Source organism: Paenibacillus apiarius, from assembly GCF_017052585.1.
GTDB classification, from domain to species: domain Bacteria; phylum Bacillota; class Bacilli; order Paenibacillales; family Paenibacillaceae; genus Paenibacillus_B; species Paenibacillus_B apiarius.
On the sequence record NZ_JAFFHZ010000001.1, the window covers coordinates 667,291 to 687,137 of the forward strand.

Here is a 19,847-nt window from a genome sequence, read left to right on the forward strand (position 1 = left end):
GGGAAGAAGTTATGAAGCCGACAATAAACAGTCCAAGCCGGTATTCGAACCGCAGTTTGTCGCTGCTGTCTTTCATTGGGCGGTTGGATATCGTCTGGTTTATCGCCTTGATGATGTGGAAGCTTATCTGGTTCGACAAGGCGCTCTCCATCCCCAATATGAAGATGTCCATGAGTGATTTCTGGGTGTCCCTTGGTGCGGTTCTTATCGCCGGGGGTTGGACCTTGTGGTTATCAGCCCGTTGGCGCGCCTTGACCTTAATGATACTGAACGTGCTTCTCACGATATTGATCTTTTCGGATTTAGTTTATTTCCGGTATTTTCAAGATTTCATTTCGGTGCCGGTTCTGCTGCAAGCGGCACAGGTCAGCTCCCTCGGAGACAGCATCGCTTCGTTAATCATGCTTAAGGATGCCATGTTATTCATTGATTGGATCGTCATCATTCCGCTTTCAATCTTTATGTTCCGCATGCTCTCGAAGGAGCGTCGCGCTCAGAGCAACAGCTATATTCTCCCGGAAGCATCCAGAAGACGTTCCAAGACAATTGCGCGCCTGATCAGCGGCGTGCTTAGCATCGTAATCGGTTCATTGCTGATCGCAGTGCCCGTGCAGCAAGCGACAAGCACGTGGGCGAAAGGCTTGTTCGCCGGTCATTGGTGGAACGCATCGATCTATAATGTTACCGGACTGCTCGGATTTCACGGCTATGACGTGTACCGCTATGCCATGGAGAATTGGTTCTCCGGCTCCGCGATTTCCGCCGAAGAGCTGGCGGCTGCGAAGCAATGGTTTGCGGATCATCGCGCCGATCGGCAAGGTCCGCCCGTCTCGTTCGGGAAATACAAGGACAGCAACGTCATCATCGTGCAAGCGGAAGCATTCGAAAATTTCGTCATTGACAAGCAGATTAACGGACAGGAAATTACACCGCACCTTAATGCCTTGTTGAAGGAAAGCATGTATTTCAATCGCTTCTTCCATCAAACCGGGCAAGGCCGGACTTCGGATGCGGACTTCGGGGTCAATGGCAGCCTGCACCCGCTTCCCACGGGCTCTGTCTTCATTCGTTATCCGAATCAGACGTATGATACGCTGCCGGGAATTTTAAAGTCAGCGGGCTACGAGACAGGGGCATACCACGCATATGACGCAGGGTTTTGGAATCGATATTTGATGTATGACAATATGGGCTATGATTTCTTCATGAGCCGCAAAGATTATAAAGTGGACGAGCCGCTCGGATGGTCGGTGGGAGATAAGTCTTTCCTGCGCCAATCCGTTGCGCGCATGACGGAAGCACAGGGTCCGTTCTACAGCTTCTTAATTACGCTCACGAGCCATCACCCGTACAAGCTGCCGGAATCCGCACAGCAATTGAACGTCGCTCCGCACAAGGACACTATGTTCGGTGATTATTTGCAGGCCATGCGTTACGTGGATGATGCCGTTGGAGAGATGGTCGCCGATTTGAAGCAGCGCGGATTATGGGAGAAGACGATTTGGGTGCTGTACGGGGACCATGACAATTCTATCGGGGACAGGGAGCCGCTTGCTCAATTGCTGGGGCATGACATCAGCAACCTGGATATGCTCGAAATGAAAAATCAAGTGCCGCTAATCGTCCATCTTCCAGACGGAGCAAACGCAGGAACATACGACACCGCGGGCGGCCAGTTGGATGTCGCTCCTACGATATTGCACTGGCTTGGCATCGATGCGGGAGACAAATATATGATGGGCCACAATCTGCTCGACCCGAATAACCGGCTCGTCGTGCTGCGCAACGGCTCCTTTACCGACGGCAACGTCTTCTATGTGCCTTCGGCAGACAGCCTGTTCGAGAACGGCACCTGCTTCGATTACGGAACACGGGAGAGGGCCGCGGTCTCCCGCTGCGAGCCTTTTGAAGCTGAGGCCAAGCATCGCCTAAGCATTTCGGATCAAGTCATTACGCATAACTTGATCAAACGATTCAGGCAAGACGGGAATTGAACATGTATTTCACTAGAAAAGGGGCGTCTCGCAAGCGGTTTTTTCACTGCAGAGGCGGCCTTTTTTAGGATCAGCTAGCAACTCATCCCAGATCAGTATCTCTCTTCTAGTGCTTAGCTTCACTATTCCCTTGGTTCAGAAACGAAACTGCGCTCGTGAATAACTATTGAAATGGTAAAATCGATATCTATCTCTCAACTTATTAAATTGCATACCTTCGTCGCGAAAATTAGGCGTATCTGCCTGTCTTGCTCGGCTTTTTCGCCTTTCGATAGCGTGAACAACTATCAGCCTCATTTTTTTCGGTTCGGCAAAACAAACCATTGGAAAACATGCAGTGGAATGTGTGAGGGAGGCGAGTAAATGTCATGCAGATTGGATTTTGTCCAATGGATCCGGCTGTTTGGCAACGTTTGAGGCGGTTGAAGTTCCAAACCATTGGATCAATTCCAATGATATCGACCGAAAAGCGATATATGACTCGCTTTCACTGGACAAAATCCAATGCGGGAATGGGGATGCGGCCCATCTTCTCTTTAGCTCAAATTAAGATGGGCCGGGCGTTCATCTATAAGGCTGCGAAGGATTCAGCCGCAAAGCATAAGTAATATGCCAATCCAATGTGCCGGGATTCCAGCATTGCGCGGTGAAAATCATCCTCCAGGAAAAATCGCGCTTGAGACGCAAAGTCTGCCGCACTTAGTTGATGTCCGTGCCGATTCAAAAATTCGATATGGCTGCGAATAAGCATCGTGACGTTCTCATCGTCAGCCTTTCGAAGATTTTCAAGCGCATGCGCCATATTTTGAATGAATGCTTCCGCTTCGGCCGCCATCTCGTTCATGGACTGTGCCTGAATGGGGTTGGCTTCAAGCATGTCGTAATTGTACGTCTCTTTGAGATGCTCATTTTGTTCGGCTAATGCATCCCTCCATTCTTCCTCGCTCTCAAATCCTTTAAACATGGCGGATATGTCCATATGTTCTCCTTTCACGGCGCAGCTAATCGATTCTTCTATCGTCTGAATGAGACAGGCAAGCCTGTTCTTGCGGACAAGCAGCTGTTCTCTTTGTGCGGACAATAGAGTCAATCGATCTCGATCGCCGTCCATTAGTTGTTTGATCTGCTCGAGAGGAAGGTCCAACTCCCGATAAAACAAAATTTCCTGCAATCGCTCCAATTCTTTTCTTCCGTACAGACGGTAGCCCGCACCACTCACTTCGCATGGAAAGAGCAGACCGATTTTGTGATAATGGTGCAAGGCTTTAATCGTTACATTCGCAAGTTCGGACATCTCTTTTACCGTGTACAGCATCCCTTAATCACCTCCATCGTCATTGTAGAGTCTCCTCCAAGGTCGGAGTCAACATCGTTCGCATCTTTTCATTATTCAAAGCTCAGTCGACAACGGATATCCTGCCGAGAGGATGGAGGTTCAGAGCTGGGTGCAAGGTTATGGAGAATTGGTCATGACGCTCAATAAAAAATGCGCCGAAAGCTCGACGCATGTTCACTAGTTCAACAGATCCAATTACGAAGTAAAAAAGAGGTCCCGCCAATCAACCCCCGTCCTGCTCCAGCAGCTTGTCCAGCTTCCTGCGCCGCTTCTTCTCCTTCAAGCGCCACTCGCGCTCTTCCTTGCGCAGCGCCTTCGCGAGCGACAGGCACATGCCGAGCAGAATGACCGCGAACGGCAGGGCGGTCAAGATTGAGGCCGTCTGCAAGGCCTCCAGCCCGCCGCTTAACAGCAGCACAATCGCGATCAGCGACTGAAAGATGCCCCATGCCAGCTTAACCGCAACGCTTGGATTCGGATTGCCGTTCGAAGACATCATGCCAAGGACGAACGTAGCCGAATCGGCGGACGTGATGAAGAAGGTTACGATAAGCAGCGTCGCCAGCATCGCCAGGAACATGCCCCAAGGCAAGTTATCCAGTGTAATGAACAAAGCCGACGTAATATCTTGCTTCACCGATTCGGCAATGGGCAGGCCATCGAACATTTCGAACTTCAGGCTGGTCGCACCAAAAACGGAGAACCAGATGAAGCTGAATCCGCTTGGCAAGAGCAGCGTTCCAAGCACGAACTCTCTAATCGTGCGTCCGCGTGAAACGCGGGCGATGAACGAACCGACGAACGGCGCCCAAGCAATCCACCACGCCCAGTAGAACAACGTCCAGCTCGCCACCCAGGAATCCTCCGTGAACGGCGTCAAGCGCAAGCTCATTTGAATAATGTTCTGCAAATATCCGCCCAGCGTTGTCGTGAATGAGTCAAAAATAAACGACGTCGGACCCAGCACCAGTGTAAAGATAAGCAAACCCAGCGCGATAAGCAAATTCGTATTGCTCAGGATGCGAATGCCCTTGTCCAAGCCAGAGACGGCCGAAGTTAGGAACAGCACCGTTACGATCGCAATGATAATGATTTGAACCGTTGTATTGCTCGGAATGCCGAACATATGCGTGAGTCCGCCATTGATCTGCATGACGCCAAGGCCAAGAGATGTGGCTACGCCGAATGCAGTCGCAATAATGGCCAAAATGTCGATCGTCTTTCCGATTGGCCCGTTCACTCTGTCCCCAAGCAGCGGCTGAAACGTCCAGCTAATCAGTCCCTTGTATCCTTTGCGGAACGTAAAGTATGCCAATCCGAGCGACACGAGAGTATAGATCCCCCACGGATGAAGTCCCCAATGGAAAAAGGAATACCGCAACGCCTCGCGCGCTGCGCCCGGCGTCATCCCGTCATTCGTAGGAGGAGTAACATAGTGGCTGATCGGTTCTGCAACTCCCCAGAATACAAGGCCAATCCCCATTCCTGCGCTGAACAGCATGGCAAACCAAGAAATATTGGAATATTCAGGCTCATCATCATCGTTCCCGAGTGTAATGTGCCCGGATTTGCCAAAGGCCAAAACAAAACAGAATATCAATATAACCAGTGCCGTAATGAGATAGAACCAGCCGAACGTCTCCGTCGTAAACGACAATGCCGCGCTTGATTGCTCCGCAAGAGTATCCGGCGCAATCAATCCCCATATAACAAACGCCAGTATGATAATGACTGAAATGCCAAAAACCACATAACCACTCCTAGATGCTTGTCTTGACTATCTTGTTGCTATGTATGATATGTAAAAAATCCCAGACCTATTGTGTCCGGGATAAAAAAACATCATCGCCTTATTGCGAAACTCTACCCCTCTTGATTCTCCCATTGCTCACTTTCAAGGAGGGATTGCAAGCGGGCCTGTTCGTCTGCAAGCATTTCTTCTGCTAATTGGACCGGATGTGGATTCACGCTCAGACCGGCTTGTTCAACCGCGCGTTCAGCGTGCTCAAGTGATTGTTCCGCTTGTAGTACGGATTGGTCCGTTGGATGTGACATAGCCTGAGAAACAGCATTATGCGCTGTTTCAATGGCATTTTGCGCTTGCGAGATCGGATTCTGGGACTGCAAGCTGGAGTCATATTTGGACATGCTGCGAGCCTCCTTCATTGGATCATTAATCGTTGCGGTTATTCTCCAATGATTAGGATGTGCTCAGCAGCATTTTCTATACCCTCATTCTTTCAAGAAGGATTTCGCCTTCTCGATTGCTTCGTCCTCCGTCGGTGCGGTTACGTATCTGCCATTTATAAAAATGAACACCCGCTTGGCGCAATGCCCGCAATATGATTTGCACCCAACCTTAATGTCAGCGCTCGGATCGAGCTTTTTCACTTTCGGTAAAAATGACTTCATCTTAATATGCCGACATTTATCACAAATACGTATATCGTTTGCCATTATTCGTCACTCCGCTTATAAACACTTAGTCATGATGCATGATATACTTTCGCAATCATTTTGTTTGCTTAACCTACTATGTCATTGTAAGGGAACCTGTGCAGAGAAGCAACTATATCGCGCAAACTTCATGATAACTGTTCATATTTCAGAGAACGTTTGGCAAACCATGGCATCAGAATGAAGGTGAACAAAATATCGTCTATCGGCATAAACGGCAAAACGTCCGGCATAATCCAGTACAGGACGACAAGACCGACGAACAGTGCTTTTTCCCAAATCGGCACGTTGCGTGATGCTAACAACCGGGGAACGGAACTGATAAGCCACCACAGATTGTTCCAAGGGCGCCTTCCTCCCGAACGCTGCTTCGGGTCCCGCGATGATGGTGCCATTCCGCGCACACCTCCTTCACGGTATTGTGCGTCACGTCCTTGGGAACATACAACAAAACAGAATACATATTTACCTAGTTTTACTGGTTCTCGGCGTCGATCAGGTCTCCTCTTAAGGCCTCCATCAGAATGGAAGACACTTCACGATACATCGAATTGAAGTCGCACAAAGGCAAGGGGCTTGTTCCAAGTCCCACTTCGACAGTAAAGCCCGGCTTGCGGAACTGCTGTATGAACCAGTCTTTATAGCCTGCATCGCTTCCCGAGAGCTTGACGGCGCGATACCCGCTAACCTGTTGGAACCGTTCCGCCCAATACAGTGACTCCTCTGGTTCGTAATCGCGGTAATTCCAATAAATCTCTTGCCCTTGCGTATGGAATGATAAAGCAAGTTCGAATGGGATCCGCTCTGTAAATGACGCCAGAGCGGCCGCCTCCGGCTCGGATAACGGCTGCTCTCCTCCATAATTAAGCGGTGCCGGACAACGCATCCCTCTCCTTTCCCGCTCCTCTTCCCAATGGGCCGGGAATTGATCGTTCAGATCGACGCCGCGCACGTTCGCTTTCCACCGCTGAAACCGATGCGATCCTTGATTCCACTCCATAATCGCCTTATAAAATGAATGCCTTGGTGATATCCCTTCCTGCACCAGTTCTACGCCGTCTGGATTGACCATCGGCACAATCCACAATGACGTCCGTTCATAAGCCGCATGCGCATCCCATCCGCGCCAGGCCAAGCCGCTGTCATAAGCATTGGCATAATCCTCAATGAACTGAACCAATAGAGCCGAGGTAATCCATTCATTCGCATGCACCGCGCCATTCGCATGTACCGGAACGCCTCCCCTGCCGATGCCAATAGCCTGTATCGGCTTGCCCAATACACTATGTCCGATCGTTTCGACAGAGATGAAGGAATAGCGGCTGCTCAGTCGATGAATATCTTCGGCAAGTTGCGCATGTCCGTATTCGGCTTTTCGTCTTATCGCCCCTTCCGGACTTCCATAAGGAATCAGCAAGTTCTGCCCTTCCATCAATCGGCTCGGATTGATGCATGGATTGGCGGAGGACAGCAGCTGCGCCGGCACATGAAACCGGGAAGCGATATCGTAAAACGTGTCATGGGGCTGAACGATATACGTATTGTTCGGCCGAGTCGGAATCGTTATAACTTGCCCCGGCAGCGCGTAATCCTCCGTATCCAGCTGTGGATTGTGCGCTAACAACGCAGGCAGATTGATGCCGTAACGCGCGCATATGCGCAAGTAGGTGTCTCCTCGCTGCACCATATAAGGGATAGCCATCATGGCACCTCCTTAGCCTATCATCATTGATGCATATGCCAGGAGAAGGGCGAACATTACAGGTTACACCCGGCTAAAATATTGAAAGGCTTGAAAGGGCATCCCCTTCAAGCCTCTATGGCAGTATCCTTTTTCATTTCATTGCGGCATTAGTTAGAAGCTGCTCGATCTGCTGACGTTAAATGATTTGCGGCATTTGCCATACGACCGGTACGGCATGAATCTGTTCACCGAGCCACGAGCGCGCGATCTGCTGGAATATGTCAGGGTCGCCGCTGCAAAAGAATTGATGGACAGGCACGACGTCGTTATGAGCCAATTGTCCTTTATCATGCAGGATCGTGCTGATTTCTCTTGCTGTCTCTTCAGCTGAATTAATCAACTGAACGCTTGATCCCATTACTTGTTTAATCGGTTCCGTTAAAAAAGGATAGTGAGTGCATCCAAGAATAAGGGTGTCTATCGGAACGTTCCGCAATGGATCCAATGAGTCACTGACGATGCGCCAGCTTTCATCAGATCGGAACAATCCCTTCTCCACCAGCGGCACAAAATTGGGACAGGCTCTGCTGATGACTTCGACGTGCGGATTCAGCCGTTTCAGTGCTTGTTCGTATGCTCCGCTCTTAATCGTTCCATCCGTACCGATAACTCCGATATAACCTGTGTCTGTTGCTGATAGAGCCGCCCTTGCGCCAGGATGAATGACGCCAACGACAGGAATCGAAACGTATGCACGCAGTTCTTCCAATGCTACGGCAGTCGCTGTGTTGCAAGCGATGACGATCATTTTGGGTTCATATTGAATGAGATAATCTACGATTTGTCGGGTGAACAGTCTTACTTCCTCCGCTGAGCGCGGGCCGTAAGGCGAACGGGCAGTATCTCCGAAATAAATGATTTTTTCCCGTGGCAGCTGACGCATCACTTCCTTGACGACCGTCAGTCCTCCCACACCCGAATCAAACATTGCTATGGCTTGCTGCACGAATACACCGCTTCCTTCGTCTCTTGTTTGACTGACCTTTGATACCATATGATTGCCAGAGCTAAAACGTACCTCGATCTTATCAGCAAGTCGGACAAGGTTCAAGTCACATGTTCGGGAAGCGCATGCAGCGAAAATCATTGCTTTCACATTGTTACATTCCTGCAACCTTTTGACTCTAAAAAAACGTTTATAATGATGCAAGATAATGTAGAAAGGACTTGAAATATGTATCCTGAACGTTCATCTGCGGGAAAAAGCACCGCTCGTTCCCTGCCGTCTCGAAAGTCCGCTCAACAACGGACAGGACGGCGTAAGCAGCAAAAGACACAACGTCGCCGCAAACGTTCATTCTGGCGCACGCTCAGATTAATAGCAGTCGTCATGCTCATCATGAGCGCATTTGGGGCAGGGTGGTTATTTTTCACGCCATCCGGAACGGAAATGCGTTTCTTGATTGCCGATACTTTAATTACAACGAGACACCGTCATTGGGCAAAATATGTAATTGGACAAGAGGAGCTCGATAAACGAGTCGCAGCGTATCAGAAGAAGTTCATCGAAATGGGCGAAGAAAAGTCCACTCTCGAAATAAAGAAGCCCTCACCTGTTGAAGAAAAGCAGAAGCCGTTGATTGAATACAAGACAGTAAGCGGAAAGGGAACTAGCGGCTATTTTAGCGGGTATTTAATGATTGTTAACGACCCGACCAAGATTCGAATCGCCGTCCCGAATCGAATCGGGCGCGGTGAAAAGGTAAGCAGCATGGTCGAGCGCACCGGCGCATTGGCAGGCGTCAATGCAGGCGGTTTTGCCGATCCGAACTGGAAGGGGAACGGATTCCAGCCTATCGGTGTCGTCTTCGCTGACGGCAAACTGTATTACGATGGCGTAGGCAAGAACCACCGCACTCAGATCGTCGGCATTGACAAGGAAGGCAAGATGGTGGCGGGCAACTACAAAGTCAATGAGCTGCTGGAAATGGGCATCGAGGAAGGCGTCACTTTTCAACCCCGCATGATAGTCAATGGCAAAGGACAGATTAAAGATCATGCAGATGGCTGGGGGATTGCGCCCCGGACGGTAATGGGACAACGGGAAGACGGCGCCATCCTCTTCCTCGTCATCGATGGCCGCCAGACTCACAGCATCGGCGCCGATTTATATGACTGCCAACAAATTATGCTGGAGAACGGAGCCGTTATCGCAGCGAACTTGGATGGAGGCTCCTCGACCGTGTTGGTCGAACGGGGCGGATCGATTAAGAACTCGCCTGCAAGCCAATACGGTGAGCGCTATTTGCCTACCGCCTTCTTGGTCTTTGAGCATCCGGAGCAAGTTACAATCAAGAACATCTGGGAGGGTCTCGATCCAAGCGAGATCGACCCAAGCACATGGTAATCCTATCGTAATAGGAATAAACGGTCCCTTCACGCAACCGGGTACAATGGTTGTATGAAGGGATTTTTCACCATCCATTGCACCGTTATCAGGATTGATGCGCCGATTTGTTCTCCGTCTCGGCTTGACTTTCGAATTCCTCGCCGGGATTGACGATGTCTTCGGCTTCATTCCGTGTATGGTCCGCAACCGCAGTTACTATAACCTTTTCTTCCTCTTCCGCTCCGTTCTGTCTCCACTCGCTCCATTCTTGTTTCATAGCAACGACTTTCTCTTTTGCCGTTGTCAGCAGTTCACCCGACTGCTCCCCGAATTGCTTTGCCAATTGTTGTGTCTTCTCGCTGACCTGCTGCGCCCCCTCGGCAATATCATGGCGCAATTCACGGCCTGATTTGGGAGCCAAGAGCAGAGCGGACACCGAGCCGAGCACTCCGCCGATTAAAGCCCCAATCCAGAAAGTTTTGTTAGCTTTCGCCATTGTTAGTTCCTCCTTCTCTTGCATTCATCCTTTTTGCGCATCCAATGAAAATCACGATGAACGGGAGCGGCGGGAACGAATTTCACTCCATACCTTACATGCAAGGTCCATCCAGAACAGCGTATCGGACTCGGTGCGTTCACCCGAACTTCTCGCAGCGCTGATGCCGGAATAGGTTCGTTGAGACCATTTGCCGAAGGTTTCATTCCACCGTTCTGCCTCTTTGTGCCATCTCTGCAGCGTTAGGGACCACTCCTGTATCACATCGCCCGTCTGTTCCGCTTGCTTCAGCACCTTCTCTGCTCGGCGGGTAAGCTCTTGAAGCTGCTCAATCAGCTTGCGGCCCTCTTCCATGCCAGCATCCACCCTTCTCAGGCTGCGCCAGCTGCGACAGATAAGCGCAATCGCGGCAATACATAAAGCAGTCCAGGCGATTGCGGCGACACAAATGCTCCAGGCTACCATCGTGTGCCTCCTCGGATTGCGGCATCGATCAGGACGAATGCCCATGTCGTAATGACAGTATAAGAAAGTTGGGCTCGTCTTGACACAAGAGGGATCGTCCTTTTTTCATTTGCATGTCCGCTGCAACAAAAAAAGCCGGGATTTATCCCGACTTTTATGAACGCGGCTTTATGCGATACGTGCAGCGCTGTCCTTGCTCGGCCAAGCACTCCGTCCGTTCCACATCAGCTTCCAGCAAATCGCGAAACAACGCCAATTCACACGCGCACGGTTCTTTATATAGATGGGTCACTTGGGCTATCGGACAATTGTACTCATGAAGCAGCCAGTTGCCGTCATCCGTCTTCTCCGTCTCCACCATATAGCCGTTCATATCTTGAATGCCGCCCAGAGCCTGTACACGTTCGTCCAACGATTTCTGACTGAGCTGTGGAGCGTACTTTTGCAAGAGCGAATGCTGCCGGCCTTCAAATAGGCGCTGCACTCCGTTTTCCTCCTGCCATGATTCCATCTCTTTCAACAAATCAAGTATCAATTGATGATATTGTTTCGGGAACCGCTCGTTCCCGTTATCAGAAAGGCGGTACATTTGCAATGGCCTGCCCATTGGCTGGCGAACCATGTCCGTCACTAACAATTGTTCCTGCTGCATCGCGTAAAGATGTCTTCTGACGCCCATCTCCGTCATGCCAAGCTCCTTCGCAAGCTGGGCAACGGACATAGAGCCATTCGTCTTCAGTAAAGTAAGCAGCATCTGACGCGTTGTCACTTTACGTTCCGGTTGTTTCAATTTTAACCACCTTAACCTTGGTTGTCATCGTATCGTCATTGTAACGTATCATGTTCGGATAGACAACAAGGACATGCCGTTTCAGGCAAGATTCATTTCCTTGGCAATGAACCGGCGAACCGAATCGTCAAATTCCGGAAGGATGCCGGGAAGCTCCAAAAGCGCTGAGTGGATGCCATTTCGTTCCCACTCCGTGTAGTGCTGCACCAGCGCCCGGCGCAGGCGGACCAACCGGAGAAGGGAATCGTGAAGCGAAGGCGATACGACCTGCTCCTGCGCCAATATATCAACGATATCTTCGTAGCTGCTCGCATCGCGCATTAGAAACCCGTCAATTAACAAGCTGCCGACATCCGTCACTATCTCGATGGCGATATGCAGCGCTCGTTCCTGCGCAAAGGAAGCGTATAAACTTCCATCCCAGCGCGTATTCATTTCCGTAACAACTTGGACCACCTTCGGAATAAACGTTAAACGCTCTTCAATTTGCTCGGTATTGACATAGTACATATCCTTCATTCTCCTTCGACTCTGTATATGTATCCATTCGTTCGCGCGCAGACACAAAAAAAGGAGCTGAAAAGCCCCTTCTCTTGTCATTCAGCTTGGTTATTCTACGACCAAATAAGATTTCATATCGTCGTGACCCGTGCCGCACATGACGGAACAATGAATTTCATATTTACCTGGCTTGTCGAACACGACGTCCTTCTCCATCTGGCCATCCTTGAGATCGATGTTGAAATCTTTGATGCCGGCGCCATGGAATCCGGATTTGTTCACAAGTTTCAAGCGAACCTTTTCCCCGGCTTTAACCTTATATTCCGCTTGATCAAACTTAAAATCGTTGGTCGCTTCAATCTTAACAAGCTGAACACCTTCCGGAGCTGCTTCCTCTACTTCAGGTTGCGGCATGTTGAACAGCATCAAACCGGCGGCAAACAAGCACGCGACGCTGAACAATATGAACATCGCCCATTTCTGCATAACTGCTCTACGCCCCTTTGTCAGTTACATTCATCACCTTACATATTACAAAATGTTTCCTATTTCTCTCAATACAAACTTGCATATTTCGGAATCATTTTCCCAATTTGTGACGAAATATTGAACGAATAGAGGTTATATTATGTAAAAAATTCCTTTTTCATTCAATAAACCATATTTTTAAATAAGGCTACAATTCTTTCTCAGTACACCGGACAGCGCCTGCAGCACAGAAACAAGACATGATGAGCCGGAGCGAGTAAATTCACAGTCCCATCATGCCTGCATTATTTGGTTGAATCACCATCACGATTTATTTTGGTCATTGGAATCCGACTTTAAAGAAGCAATAATGTTTTTGACTTTCGGAGGAAGCGGCAAACCAAGTCGCGCATAATTTTCAGTAATGGAAATGAGCTCGTTCGCCAGATAAAAGCTAATCGTTCCGTCTTTTATCCAGCTCGTTCCGAACAGCATGTCCATATGATGAGCCAACGTAACAATAAGCAGCATCAAGCCTTTTTTGGCAAGACCCCAAAAACCGACCTTACTGCTTAAACCTTTATTTTGCTTGAGCGAGGCGGCAATACCTGAAATATAATCTATCGCGATCGCTACCATAAATAAAGTGAGCAAATGACCCCATACACCAAATAAAAATGTCATAACGATGCCGCATACCCCGCAGATACTGTTAATAATGAGTAGTCTCATAAACGTTCCTCCTCTAACGCGGGATAATATTATTGTATGCGAGTCCTTGTCCACACGGTGTCGGCTTGTACACGGTGTGGAATCTCAGGCGTGACATCATGTAGAACATGTGCTGCGCGCAGCCCAAAAAGACCCTGCATCTATTGTGCGGCAACCTAGTAACTCGGCAGCTAACCCACAATCAATGTGCAAGGTCTTCTTGCTCTGAAAGGTAAAGTGCTAGATTTGAAAACGCGACTTTATTAGGATTTGAAAAATTGGGGCAAGTAAGCCCGATTCGCTTCCAGCATTTCATCCAAGAGTGTTTTGGCAACCGACACCGAAGGAACTAACGGATGATGAACCATCGCCTGCAGCGCAATGCCGCGATCGCCGCTGACCGCCGCTTCGATGGTGAGTTGCTCATACGTCTTCACCGCATGCAGGAGTCCTTTAATATGCTCAGGCACCCGTCTTGGCGGCAGTGGAATCGGCCCTTGCGCCGTCACGACGCAGTTCACCTCGATGCTTGCATCCACAGGCAGGAAATCATAAATATTGCCGTTGGACACGTTCAACGTCTGAATGTCGTGTCTATCCGTATAGAGCGAATTCATCAGGTTGACGGCAGCCTCCGAATAGTAGGCGCCGCCGCGTTGTTCAAGCTGCTTCGGCTTTACGCGCAGCGTTTCGTCTTTGTACAGCTCGAACAATTCGGCTTCGACGCGGCTGACGACATCGGCGCGCGTGCCGTTCTTCGTTAATGCATCCTTCATTTCGTCGAACATGACATCAGTCATGTAGAAATACTTTAAGTAATATGTCGGAATAGCTCCCAACGATTGCAGAAATTCGGCATCCCAGCCCAGAGTCGGCACATTCGTAGCTGTATACGTTTTGCCGCCATCGAGCAGCTCCGGCAGTTTTTCCACGCCTTTCACCGCTGCGGAAGTGACCCAGTGCAGATGGTTGATGCCGACAAACTCGGGCAGCACTTCGGCTTCAGACACATTGTATTGCTCCGCTAGGAATTTCTTGAAATTAATCGGTGAATTGCACAGGCCGATCGAGCGGACACGACTGTGCTTAGTGACCGCTTCCGTCACGATTCCGGCAGGATTCGTGAAGTTCAGCATCCATGCCTCTGGCGCTAGACGCTCGATATCGCGGCAAATGTCCAGCAATACGGGAATGGTGCGCAGCGCCTTCATCATTCCCCCCGGACCCGTCGTCTCTTGTCCGATAACGCCATGCGTAATCGGGATATGCTCGTCGCGCTTGCGAGCCTCCAGCAAGCCGACACGCATCTGCGTCGTCACGAAATCAGCGCCTTCAATCGCGCGCTCGCGATCCAACGTCAAGTGCACATCGATCGGCACGCCAGCTTCCTTCACCATGCGTTTGGCAAGATTGCCCACGATATCGAGCTTGTGCTTGCCCGCTTCGATGTCGACGAGCCATAGCTCGCGAAGCGGCATTTGCTCGTAATTTTTGATGAACCCTTCTACAATTTCCGGCGTGTAAGAAGAACCGCCGCCGATGACCGATACTTTTAAGCCTGCTTTTTCTCCCATAGCAACAACCTCCTAAACTAATAAAGATAATCGCTTTAACTTTTAGGCGAGCTCAGTCCTCATGAAATGTGAATGATTTCAGACGAGCGTCCAATTCGGGGCTGATGGTCATGCCGTCTTCATCCATTGCGCTCAGCACTGCTCCGATGACTGGATCCGCGGCGAGCCGCACGCAGCTGGCGTGTGGCGCAATCGTCTTCACCTTGCGGCTGATCGCGTCAATAAAATAAGGCCCTTGTCCCCGTGTCAACACGCTGCCGATCAGCACAACGTCAAAGGCTTCCTCTGTCATATGAAGGCGCCGTATGAGCGCGTTAACGGCATTGCCAAGCTCTGTCCCTTCCTCCTCCAATATACGGAGCGCCACGGCATCACCCTCTGCCGCCGCTTGGAACAATGCTTTCGCCAAATCCCTGGGGACGGAATAAACATGATCCAGCACATCGTTATACATCTCATCAACTGAGCTGTAGCCCAATTGTTCAAGCACGATAGGGGTCAGCTTCGTCGCTTCTCCCCGTCCGTCCCAGGCGCGTATGACCGCACGGAACGCCAATACAGCCAAGCTTGAGCCTGCGCCGAAGCCGTCGCCGTACATATGACCGAAACCGCCGTATTGCAGTTCCTGCCCATTCCGGTTGCGAGCGGCGCTGTTGAAGCCCGAGCCGCTAATGATGACCGCACCATACGGACGGTTCGTGCCTGCACGCATCCCAATCATCGTGTCGCACGAGATGGCATGGCGTTCATAGCCAAGCTCCGCAATCATCGGGCGCAAAATTTTGTAATCCGGCTCCCGATCTGCGCCGGCAAGCCCAAAATAAGCAAACGTTACGTCGTCCTTCGTCAGACAGGCCGCTTCAAGTGCCGCGTCGCAAGCAAGACGAATATTGCGCGCGGCAATGTCACGGTTGATTTGGTGATTGCCATTGCCGGCTAATCCTTTGCCTACTATGCTTCCTTCGGCGTCAATCAGCAGGGCGTGTGTTTTGCTGCCTCCAGCGTCCACTCCCAAGTAGATGCTCATCAATTCCTCTCCTATCTCTGGATTTGTGCGGCGTCCCTGCAACAAGCGAGAACACGCATACAACGCTTTAAAGCTACCTTACACCTTTGTTCCAAAGATAGACTACTACTAATTTCGCATAAACTAATACAATCTTACTGTTTATTCAATTGTCTTTGGTGTCGAAGTTCACTGGGAGACATCGTGTAGTGTTGCTTGAACAAGCGATTGAAGTTGGATAAGTTCCGAAAGCCGCATTCTTCTGCGACATCAATTATCTTCTCGTCTGAGGATTCTAATAAATGGGCCGCATGAGTCAGGCGCAGCTGGATAAGGTAATCAAGCGGCGAAGTGCCGACAGCCTGTTGGAACAAAGCGCTAAAGCGGGAGGGGCTTAGATGGGCCAGATCCGCAAGCTGCTTCAACGTCCATTGGTATGATAAATGCAGCTCCATCGTGCGTATGACCTCTTTGAGCGCATGCATGCCACGATGCTTGACAGGCGCAGGATTGGCATCCGGCACGGAAAAATGACGATTCACCAACGCGAGAAATCGGGTCAATTGCGCATGAACCACGGAAGGATAGGACGCTTCTCTCCGGTCCATCTCAACCGTAATATTCTGCAAAATATCGACAAGCTGCAGATGGATGGGATGCTGCCGGCTGAGCAGGTTCGTAAACTGGGCGCCCATCTCGCGAAACGGTCGCAGCACATCGTGATCATAGCGCAGCTCCATGGCTAGCAGCGCTTGATCGAACATGAACACATCCATCGTAAGGTTGTCCGTTTCGAAGGCTCGATGCAGATCATGAGCGTTAATCAGCAATATATCCCCTTCTTGAAAGTGATACCTCACTCCATTGATTAAATAAAATCCCCGGCCTCTGCGAATGTAATTAATCTCCAGCTCCCGATGCCAATGCAAACGCTGAAAGCCGGGACTGACCCCTTCGGTTGTCGCGGCCATAAATGGAAAAGAGTCAGGCAAATGAATAAAATCACGGATGATGGTCTGCGGCGTGTCCATGCGGGTCGTCCAATCTATCTCATTGAAAACTTCCATGACTACTTGATACCCTCCTTCCTGCAAGACTCTTGCGTTCTCATAGCCCATTGTCAGCAAAGCATGAATGACAGCAATTCCCGTCGGGGACGGGCATGAATGGGATGAAACCGATTCGAGACTTGCATGGAAAAATTGCATTGCATATGCTGGCCAATCCATCGTTCAGAACATTTTCAACATCGTTATTTACTCACTTCTCGTATTTTCTCACGTATTCAATAATCCGTCAGTAATAACTTTGCATCAAGGTTGTTATAATTTAAATTGACAAAGGCAATTAAAAAACATAATATGTTACTTGCGAAAATTCTAAGGATGCAGGTGAAACCAAACGTGACCTATGAACCGATTGTAAAGGAAAAAAAGTTAATCGAACGCAACGATTCCGAAAATCTTTATCAGGTACAAGTAAAGCTGCAGGATGGCACACTGTGCCGTGTGTTCTATAACCATGGCGAAAAAAGCATTAGCCGCTTGCTGACGATTCCTTGTCCAATTTGCCGGAAAGACTTTATTTGCAAATGCATGACCCGCTTCGCGGATCAAATTGACAGCCAAGTGAACTTGCCTGAAATGCTTGCTGAATAAGAAATTGTCCTGTTGCATTCGAACAGTATGCATGGTACAATATAACAGGTGAACGGGGCCATAGCTCAGCTGGGAGAGCGCTTCGCTGGCAGCGAAGAGGTCAGGGGTTCGAGCCCCCTTGGCTCCACCAATCCATGTTAACTCAACGACATCTCCTAACGAGGTGTCTTTTTTTGTGTCTGCCTACAAAAAAAGAACCCCGCTTCCCCGGGTTCTTACATTTGTTGTTATTCTTGATGCTCGCCCAAAGAATTTTTGGATAATAAATGATTCAATTCCTTCATGAACATGTTGATGTCTTTGAATTGCCGGTACACGGAGGCAAATCTTACATAAGCGACTTCATCCACCGGATACAGCTGCTCCATGACCAGCTCGCCAATAATTCGGCTTTCCACTTCTGCATGCGCCGTATTGCGCAGTTGCTTCTCCACTTCCGAAGCAATCATCTCCAGCCGTTCGACCGACACCGGCCGCTTCTCGCATGCGCGAATGAGCCCGCGCAGCATCTTGTCCCGGCTGAACTCTTCCCGGCTCCCGCCTTTTTTAATAACAATAAGAGGCGTCTCGTCTACCATTTCAAATGTCGTGAAGCGTCGGCTGCACAGCTCGCATTCACGCCTGCGGCGAATAGATTTATTATCATTCGCCGGACGAGAATCGAGCACCTTCGTTCCTAAATGATCGCAATAGGGGCACTTCATTTCATTCCCACCGTCCTTTACGCCTGATCTTAATTCAATTTGATGAAAATCCCAATCGTTACCTGTAATGAACTTTAGAAGAATGCGCACAATACAATTACCAACCGCAAGGAGGTGAATAGATATGGCGCAAAATCGTTCAAGCAACAACCTGGTTGTACCACAAGCTACGGGTGCACTTGAGCAAATGAAGTTCGAGATCGCACAAGAATTGGGTATCGCCATCCCGCAAGACGGGTACTACGGCAACATGGCGACTCGTGACACCGGTTCGATCGGGGGATACATCACGAAACGTCTCGTGCAAATAGCTGAGCAACAACTAGCAGGTCAATACAAATAAGATGGCAAGAAGCATCGGCTCGAGCAGCGGTATTAACATCGGCTTGTCCGATGCTTCTTTGTCATTTCGCATCTGCCGGATAGATATCTTTATATTTATCATAATAATGGATGACCCGTTGCACATACAACTTCGTTTCTCCATATGGGATTTGATTTTTGGCCGTTTCATACCGGCCGTCCCACACTTGCGTACGCAGCCACTTGTTCACATTTCCCGGGCCCGCATTATATGCCGCGATGGCAGCAATCCAATTCTCGTTGAATTGCTTGTGCAGGGAATTCAAATACCACGTTCCTAAATGAATGCTGGGATCGACCTCGTTCTTCAGCTCATCCATTGTCCAGTGCCTCTTCAACTTTAACTGCTCCATTGCCCAGACGGCTGTTTCTGGCATCAGCTGCATAACGCCAATCGCGCCTTTTCGGGATTCACGCCCTGCTTGATAATTCGTTTCCACGCGAATGATCGCCGCCACGAGCAACGGGTCGACTTTATACTTGGCCGCATGCTTGCGTATTTCATTCTCGTATGGAATGGGATACATCCAGCGACCCAACCATTGAGATTGAACGAACAAAATAAACAGCAGGCCCAAGAAAAGCGACAACAATACTCTTTTCTTGCGCAGCACCTTCATTACTCGGTTCATAACAAGCCTTTCTGCGACCAGAAACGTTCAACTTGCTGCTCCGTACATTCGAGTCCTTGACTGTTGTCAATGACTGTATTGGCAAGCGCGCGTTTCTTCTCGATGTCCCATTGCGACTGCAAGCGGCGCTCCGCTTGCACCGCGTCAAGTCCATCCCGCTTCATGAGGCGCTGAAGCTGGATTTCTCGCGGGACGTATACGACGACTACGGATTCAAACATCGCCGTCAAACCCGATTCGTACAGCAAAGGCACGTCCACCACGACAAGCTTGTCCGGACGCTCGCTCTCCAACCTATTCATTTGCGCTTTCATTTCATGCCGGATGGCTGGATGGGTGATGCCCTCCAGCGCTTTGCGCTGCTCCGCGTTGGCGAAGACAGCCTCCCCCAACCGCTTCCGGTCGAGCGAGCCATCCTCGAGAAGCATGTCCGCCCCGAACAGCTCCGCAATCTTGTCCAGCACGGGGCTGCCAGGAAGGACAACCTCCCTGGCAATCCGATCAGCATCAACAAGCAGAGCGCCCCGTTCCACAAGCAGGCTAGAGACGGTGCTTTTCCCCGACGCAATCCCGCCGGTTAGTCCGATGTTCATGCTTTCACCTCGTTTATAATTTGCTG

23 protein-coding genes and 1 tRNA gene are annotated in these 19,847 nt (G+C 49.9%); 5 read left to right on the forward strand and 19 right to left on the reverse strand.

The window, feature by feature from the left end:
- Positions 1–11 precede the first annotated feature (11 nt).
- On the forward strand, positions 12–1,994 hold the full coding sequence (locus tag JSQ80_RS03115; RefSeq protein WP_206094311.1) for an LTA synthase family protein: 1,983 nt from the start codon (positions 12–14) through the stop codon (positions 1,992–1,994).
- Positions 1,995–2,562: 568 nt separating this feature from the next.
- Here JSQ80_RS03115 and JSQ80_RS03120 read toward each other — a convergent pair.
- The 7 genes from JSQ80_RS03120 to racE all read right to left on the reverse strand — a co-directional run bounded on the left by JSQ80_RS03120 (position 2,563) and on the right by racE (position 8,477).
- Positions 2,563–3,309 (reverse strand): MerR family transcriptional regulator, encoded by a 747-nt coding sequence (locus JSQ80_RS03120; RefSeq protein ID WP_206094312.1) that lies wholly within the window; start codon positions 3,307–3,309, stop codon positions 2,563–2,565.
- A 244-nt stretch (positions 3,310–3,553) separates the two neighbouring features.
- A complete protein-coding gene (locus JSQ80_RS03125) occupies positions 3,554–5,080 on the reverse strand; it encodes a glycine betaine uptake BCCT transporter (RefSeq protein WP_206094313.1) in 1,527 nt (508 codons plus the stop codon).
- A 113-nt stretch (positions 5,081–5,193) separates the two neighbouring features.
- A complete protein-coding gene (locus tag JSQ80_RS03130) occupies positions 5,194–5,478 on the reverse strand; it encodes a hypothetical protein (protein ID WP_087435156.1) in 285 nt (94 codons plus the stop codon).
- 84 nt (positions 5,479–5,562) lie between these two features.
- The gene (locus tag JSQ80_RS03135) at positions 5,563–5,787 is read right to left on the reverse strand and encodes a YuzB family protein (RefSeq protein ID WP_206094314.1); all 225 of its coding nucleotides are present in this window, start codon (positions 5,785–5,787) and stop codon (positions 5,563–5,565) included.
- Positions 5,788–5,915: 128 nt separating this feature from the next.
- Positions 5,916–6,182, reverse strand: coding sequence for a hypothetical protein (locus JSQ80_RS03140; protein ID WP_087435158.1), 267 nt, complete (start codon positions 6,180–6,182; stop codon positions 5,916–5,918).
- An 80-nt stretch (positions 6,183–6,262) separates the two neighbouring features.
- On the reverse strand, positions 6,263–7,489 hold the full coding sequence (locus JSQ80_RS03145) for a M14 family zinc carboxypeptidase (RefSeq protein ID WP_206097459.1): 1,227 nt from the start codon (positions 7,487–7,489) through the stop codon (positions 6,263–6,265).
- 178 nt (positions 7,490–7,667) lie between these two features.
- Entirely contained in the window at positions 7,668–8,477 is an 810-nt protein-coding gene (racE, locus tag JSQ80_RS03150; RefSeq protein WP_087435160.1) for a glutamate racemase, read from the reverse strand.
- A 228-nt stretch (positions 8,478–8,705) separates the two neighbouring features.
- Here racE and JSQ80_RS03155 point away from each other — a divergent pair, with 228 nt between their 5' ends.
- Entirely contained in the window at positions 8,706–9,878 is a 1,173-nt protein-coding gene (locus tag JSQ80_RS03155; RefSeq protein ID WP_140397922.1) for a phosphodiester glycosidase family protein, read from the forward strand.
- An 88-nt stretch (positions 9,879–9,966) separates the two neighbouring features.
- Here the strand turns inward: JSQ80_RS03155 and JSQ80_RS03160 are convergent, their stop codons facing one another.
- From JSQ80_RS03160 to JSQ80_RS03200, 9 genes are all read right to left on the reverse strand, one after another.
- On the reverse strand, positions 9,967–10,356 hold the full coding sequence (locus JSQ80_RS03160) for a YtxH domain-containing protein (RefSeq protein ID WP_087435161.1): 390 nt from the start codon (positions 10,354–10,356) through the stop codon (positions 9,967–9,969).
- 51 nt (positions 10,357–10,407) lie between these two features.
- Positions 10,408–10,821 carry a hypothetical protein gene (locus tag JSQ80_RS03165; RefSeq protein ID WP_206094315.1) on the reverse strand — a complete coding sequence of 138 codons (414 nt, stop codon included), beginning with the start codon at positions 10,819–10,821 and terminating at the stop codon, positions 10,408–10,410.
- Between the two features lie 154 nt (positions 10,822–10,975).
- Positions 10,976–11,611, reverse strand: coding sequence for a helix-turn-helix transcriptional regulator (locus tag JSQ80_RS03170; RefSeq protein ID WP_206094316.1), 636 nt, complete (start codon positions 11,609–11,611; stop codon positions 10,976–10,978).
- Between the two features lie 81 nt (positions 11,612–11,692).
- Positions 11,693–12,121: a DUF86 domain-containing protein gene (locus JSQ80_RS03175; RefSeq protein ID WP_206094317.1), complete on the reverse strand. Its 429-nt coding sequence runs from the start codon at positions 12,119–12,121 to the stop codon at positions 11,693–11,695.
- 99 nt (positions 12,122–12,220) lie between these two features.
- Entirely contained in the window at positions 12,221–12,598 is a 378-nt protein-coding gene (locus JSQ80_RS03180; protein WP_087435165.1) for a cupredoxin domain-containing protein, read from the reverse strand.
- A 306-nt stretch (positions 12,599–12,904) separates the two neighbouring features.
- Positions 12,905–13,312, reverse strand: coding sequence for a phage holin family protein (locus JSQ80_RS03185; protein ID WP_087435166.1), 408 nt, complete (start codon positions 13,310–13,312; stop codon positions 12,905–12,907).
- A gap of 242 nt (positions 13,313–13,554) precedes the next feature.
- Entirely contained in the window at positions 13,555–14,865 is a 1,311-nt protein-coding gene (locus JSQ80_RS03190; RefSeq protein ID WP_206094318.1) for a 6-phospho-beta-glucosidase, read from the reverse strand.
- Between the two features lie 52 nt (positions 14,866–14,917).
- Complete coding sequence (locus JSQ80_RS03195; protein ID WP_087435168.1) at positions 14,918–15,892, reverse strand: N-acetylglucosamine kinase; 975 nt, start codon at positions 15,890–15,892, stop codon at positions 14,918–14,920.
- Positions 15,893–16,026: 134 nt separating this feature from the next.
- Entirely contained in the window at positions 16,027–16,938 is a 912-nt protein-coding gene (locus JSQ80_RS03200; RefSeq protein WP_206094319.1) for a helix-turn-helix transcriptional regulator, read from the reverse strand.
- Between the two features lie 324 nt (positions 16,939–17,262).
- Here JSQ80_RS03200 and JSQ80_RS03205 point away from each other — a divergent pair, with 324 nt between their 5' ends.
- Together JSQ80_RS03205 and JSQ80_RS03210 are read left to right on the forward strand one after the other, a co-directional pair.
- Complete coding sequence (locus JSQ80_RS03205; RefSeq protein WP_336245700.1) at positions 17,263–17,529, forward strand: hypothetical protein; 267 nt, start codon at positions 17,263–17,265, stop codon at positions 17,527–17,529.
- A 54-nt stretch (positions 17,530–17,583) separates the two neighbouring features.
- Positions 17,584–17,659 (forward strand) — tRNA-Ala (locus tag JSQ80_RS03210).
- A gap of 97 nt (positions 17,660–17,756) precedes the next feature.
- Here JSQ80_RS03210 and nrdR read toward each other — a convergent pair.
- A complete protein-coding gene (gene nrdR / locus JSQ80_RS03215) occupies positions 17,757–18,233 on the reverse strand; it encodes a transcriptional regulator NrdR (RefSeq protein WP_019422824.1) in 477 nt (158 codons plus the stop codon).
- Between the two features lie 124 nt (positions 18,234–18,357).
- On the opposite strand from nrdR, the gene JSQ80_RS03220 reads away from it, so the two are divergent.
- Complete coding sequence (locus JSQ80_RS03220) at positions 18,358–18,576, forward strand: alpha/beta-type small acid-soluble spore protein (protein ID WP_087435171.1); 219 nt, start codon at positions 18,358–18,360, stop codon at positions 18,574–18,576.
- Positions 18,577–18,637: 61 nt separating this feature from the next.
- Here the strand turns inward: JSQ80_RS03220 and JSQ80_RS03225 are convergent, their stop codons facing one another.
- Both JSQ80_RS03225 and coaE read right to left on the reverse strand, forming a co-directional pair.
- Entirely contained in the window at positions 18,638–19,228 is a 591-nt protein-coding gene (locus JSQ80_RS03225) for a lytic transglycosylase domain-containing protein (protein WP_176392909.1), read from the reverse strand.
- On the reverse strand, positions 19,225–19,821 hold the full coding sequence (gene coaE, locus JSQ80_RS03230) for a dephospho-CoA kinase (RefSeq protein ID WP_087435172.1): 597 nt from the start codon (positions 19,819–19,821) through the stop codon (positions 19,225–19,227). Before coaE ends, JSQ80_RS03225 begins: the two co-directional genes overlap by 4 nt.
- Between the last annotated feature and the right edge of the window lie 26 nt (positions 19,822–19,847).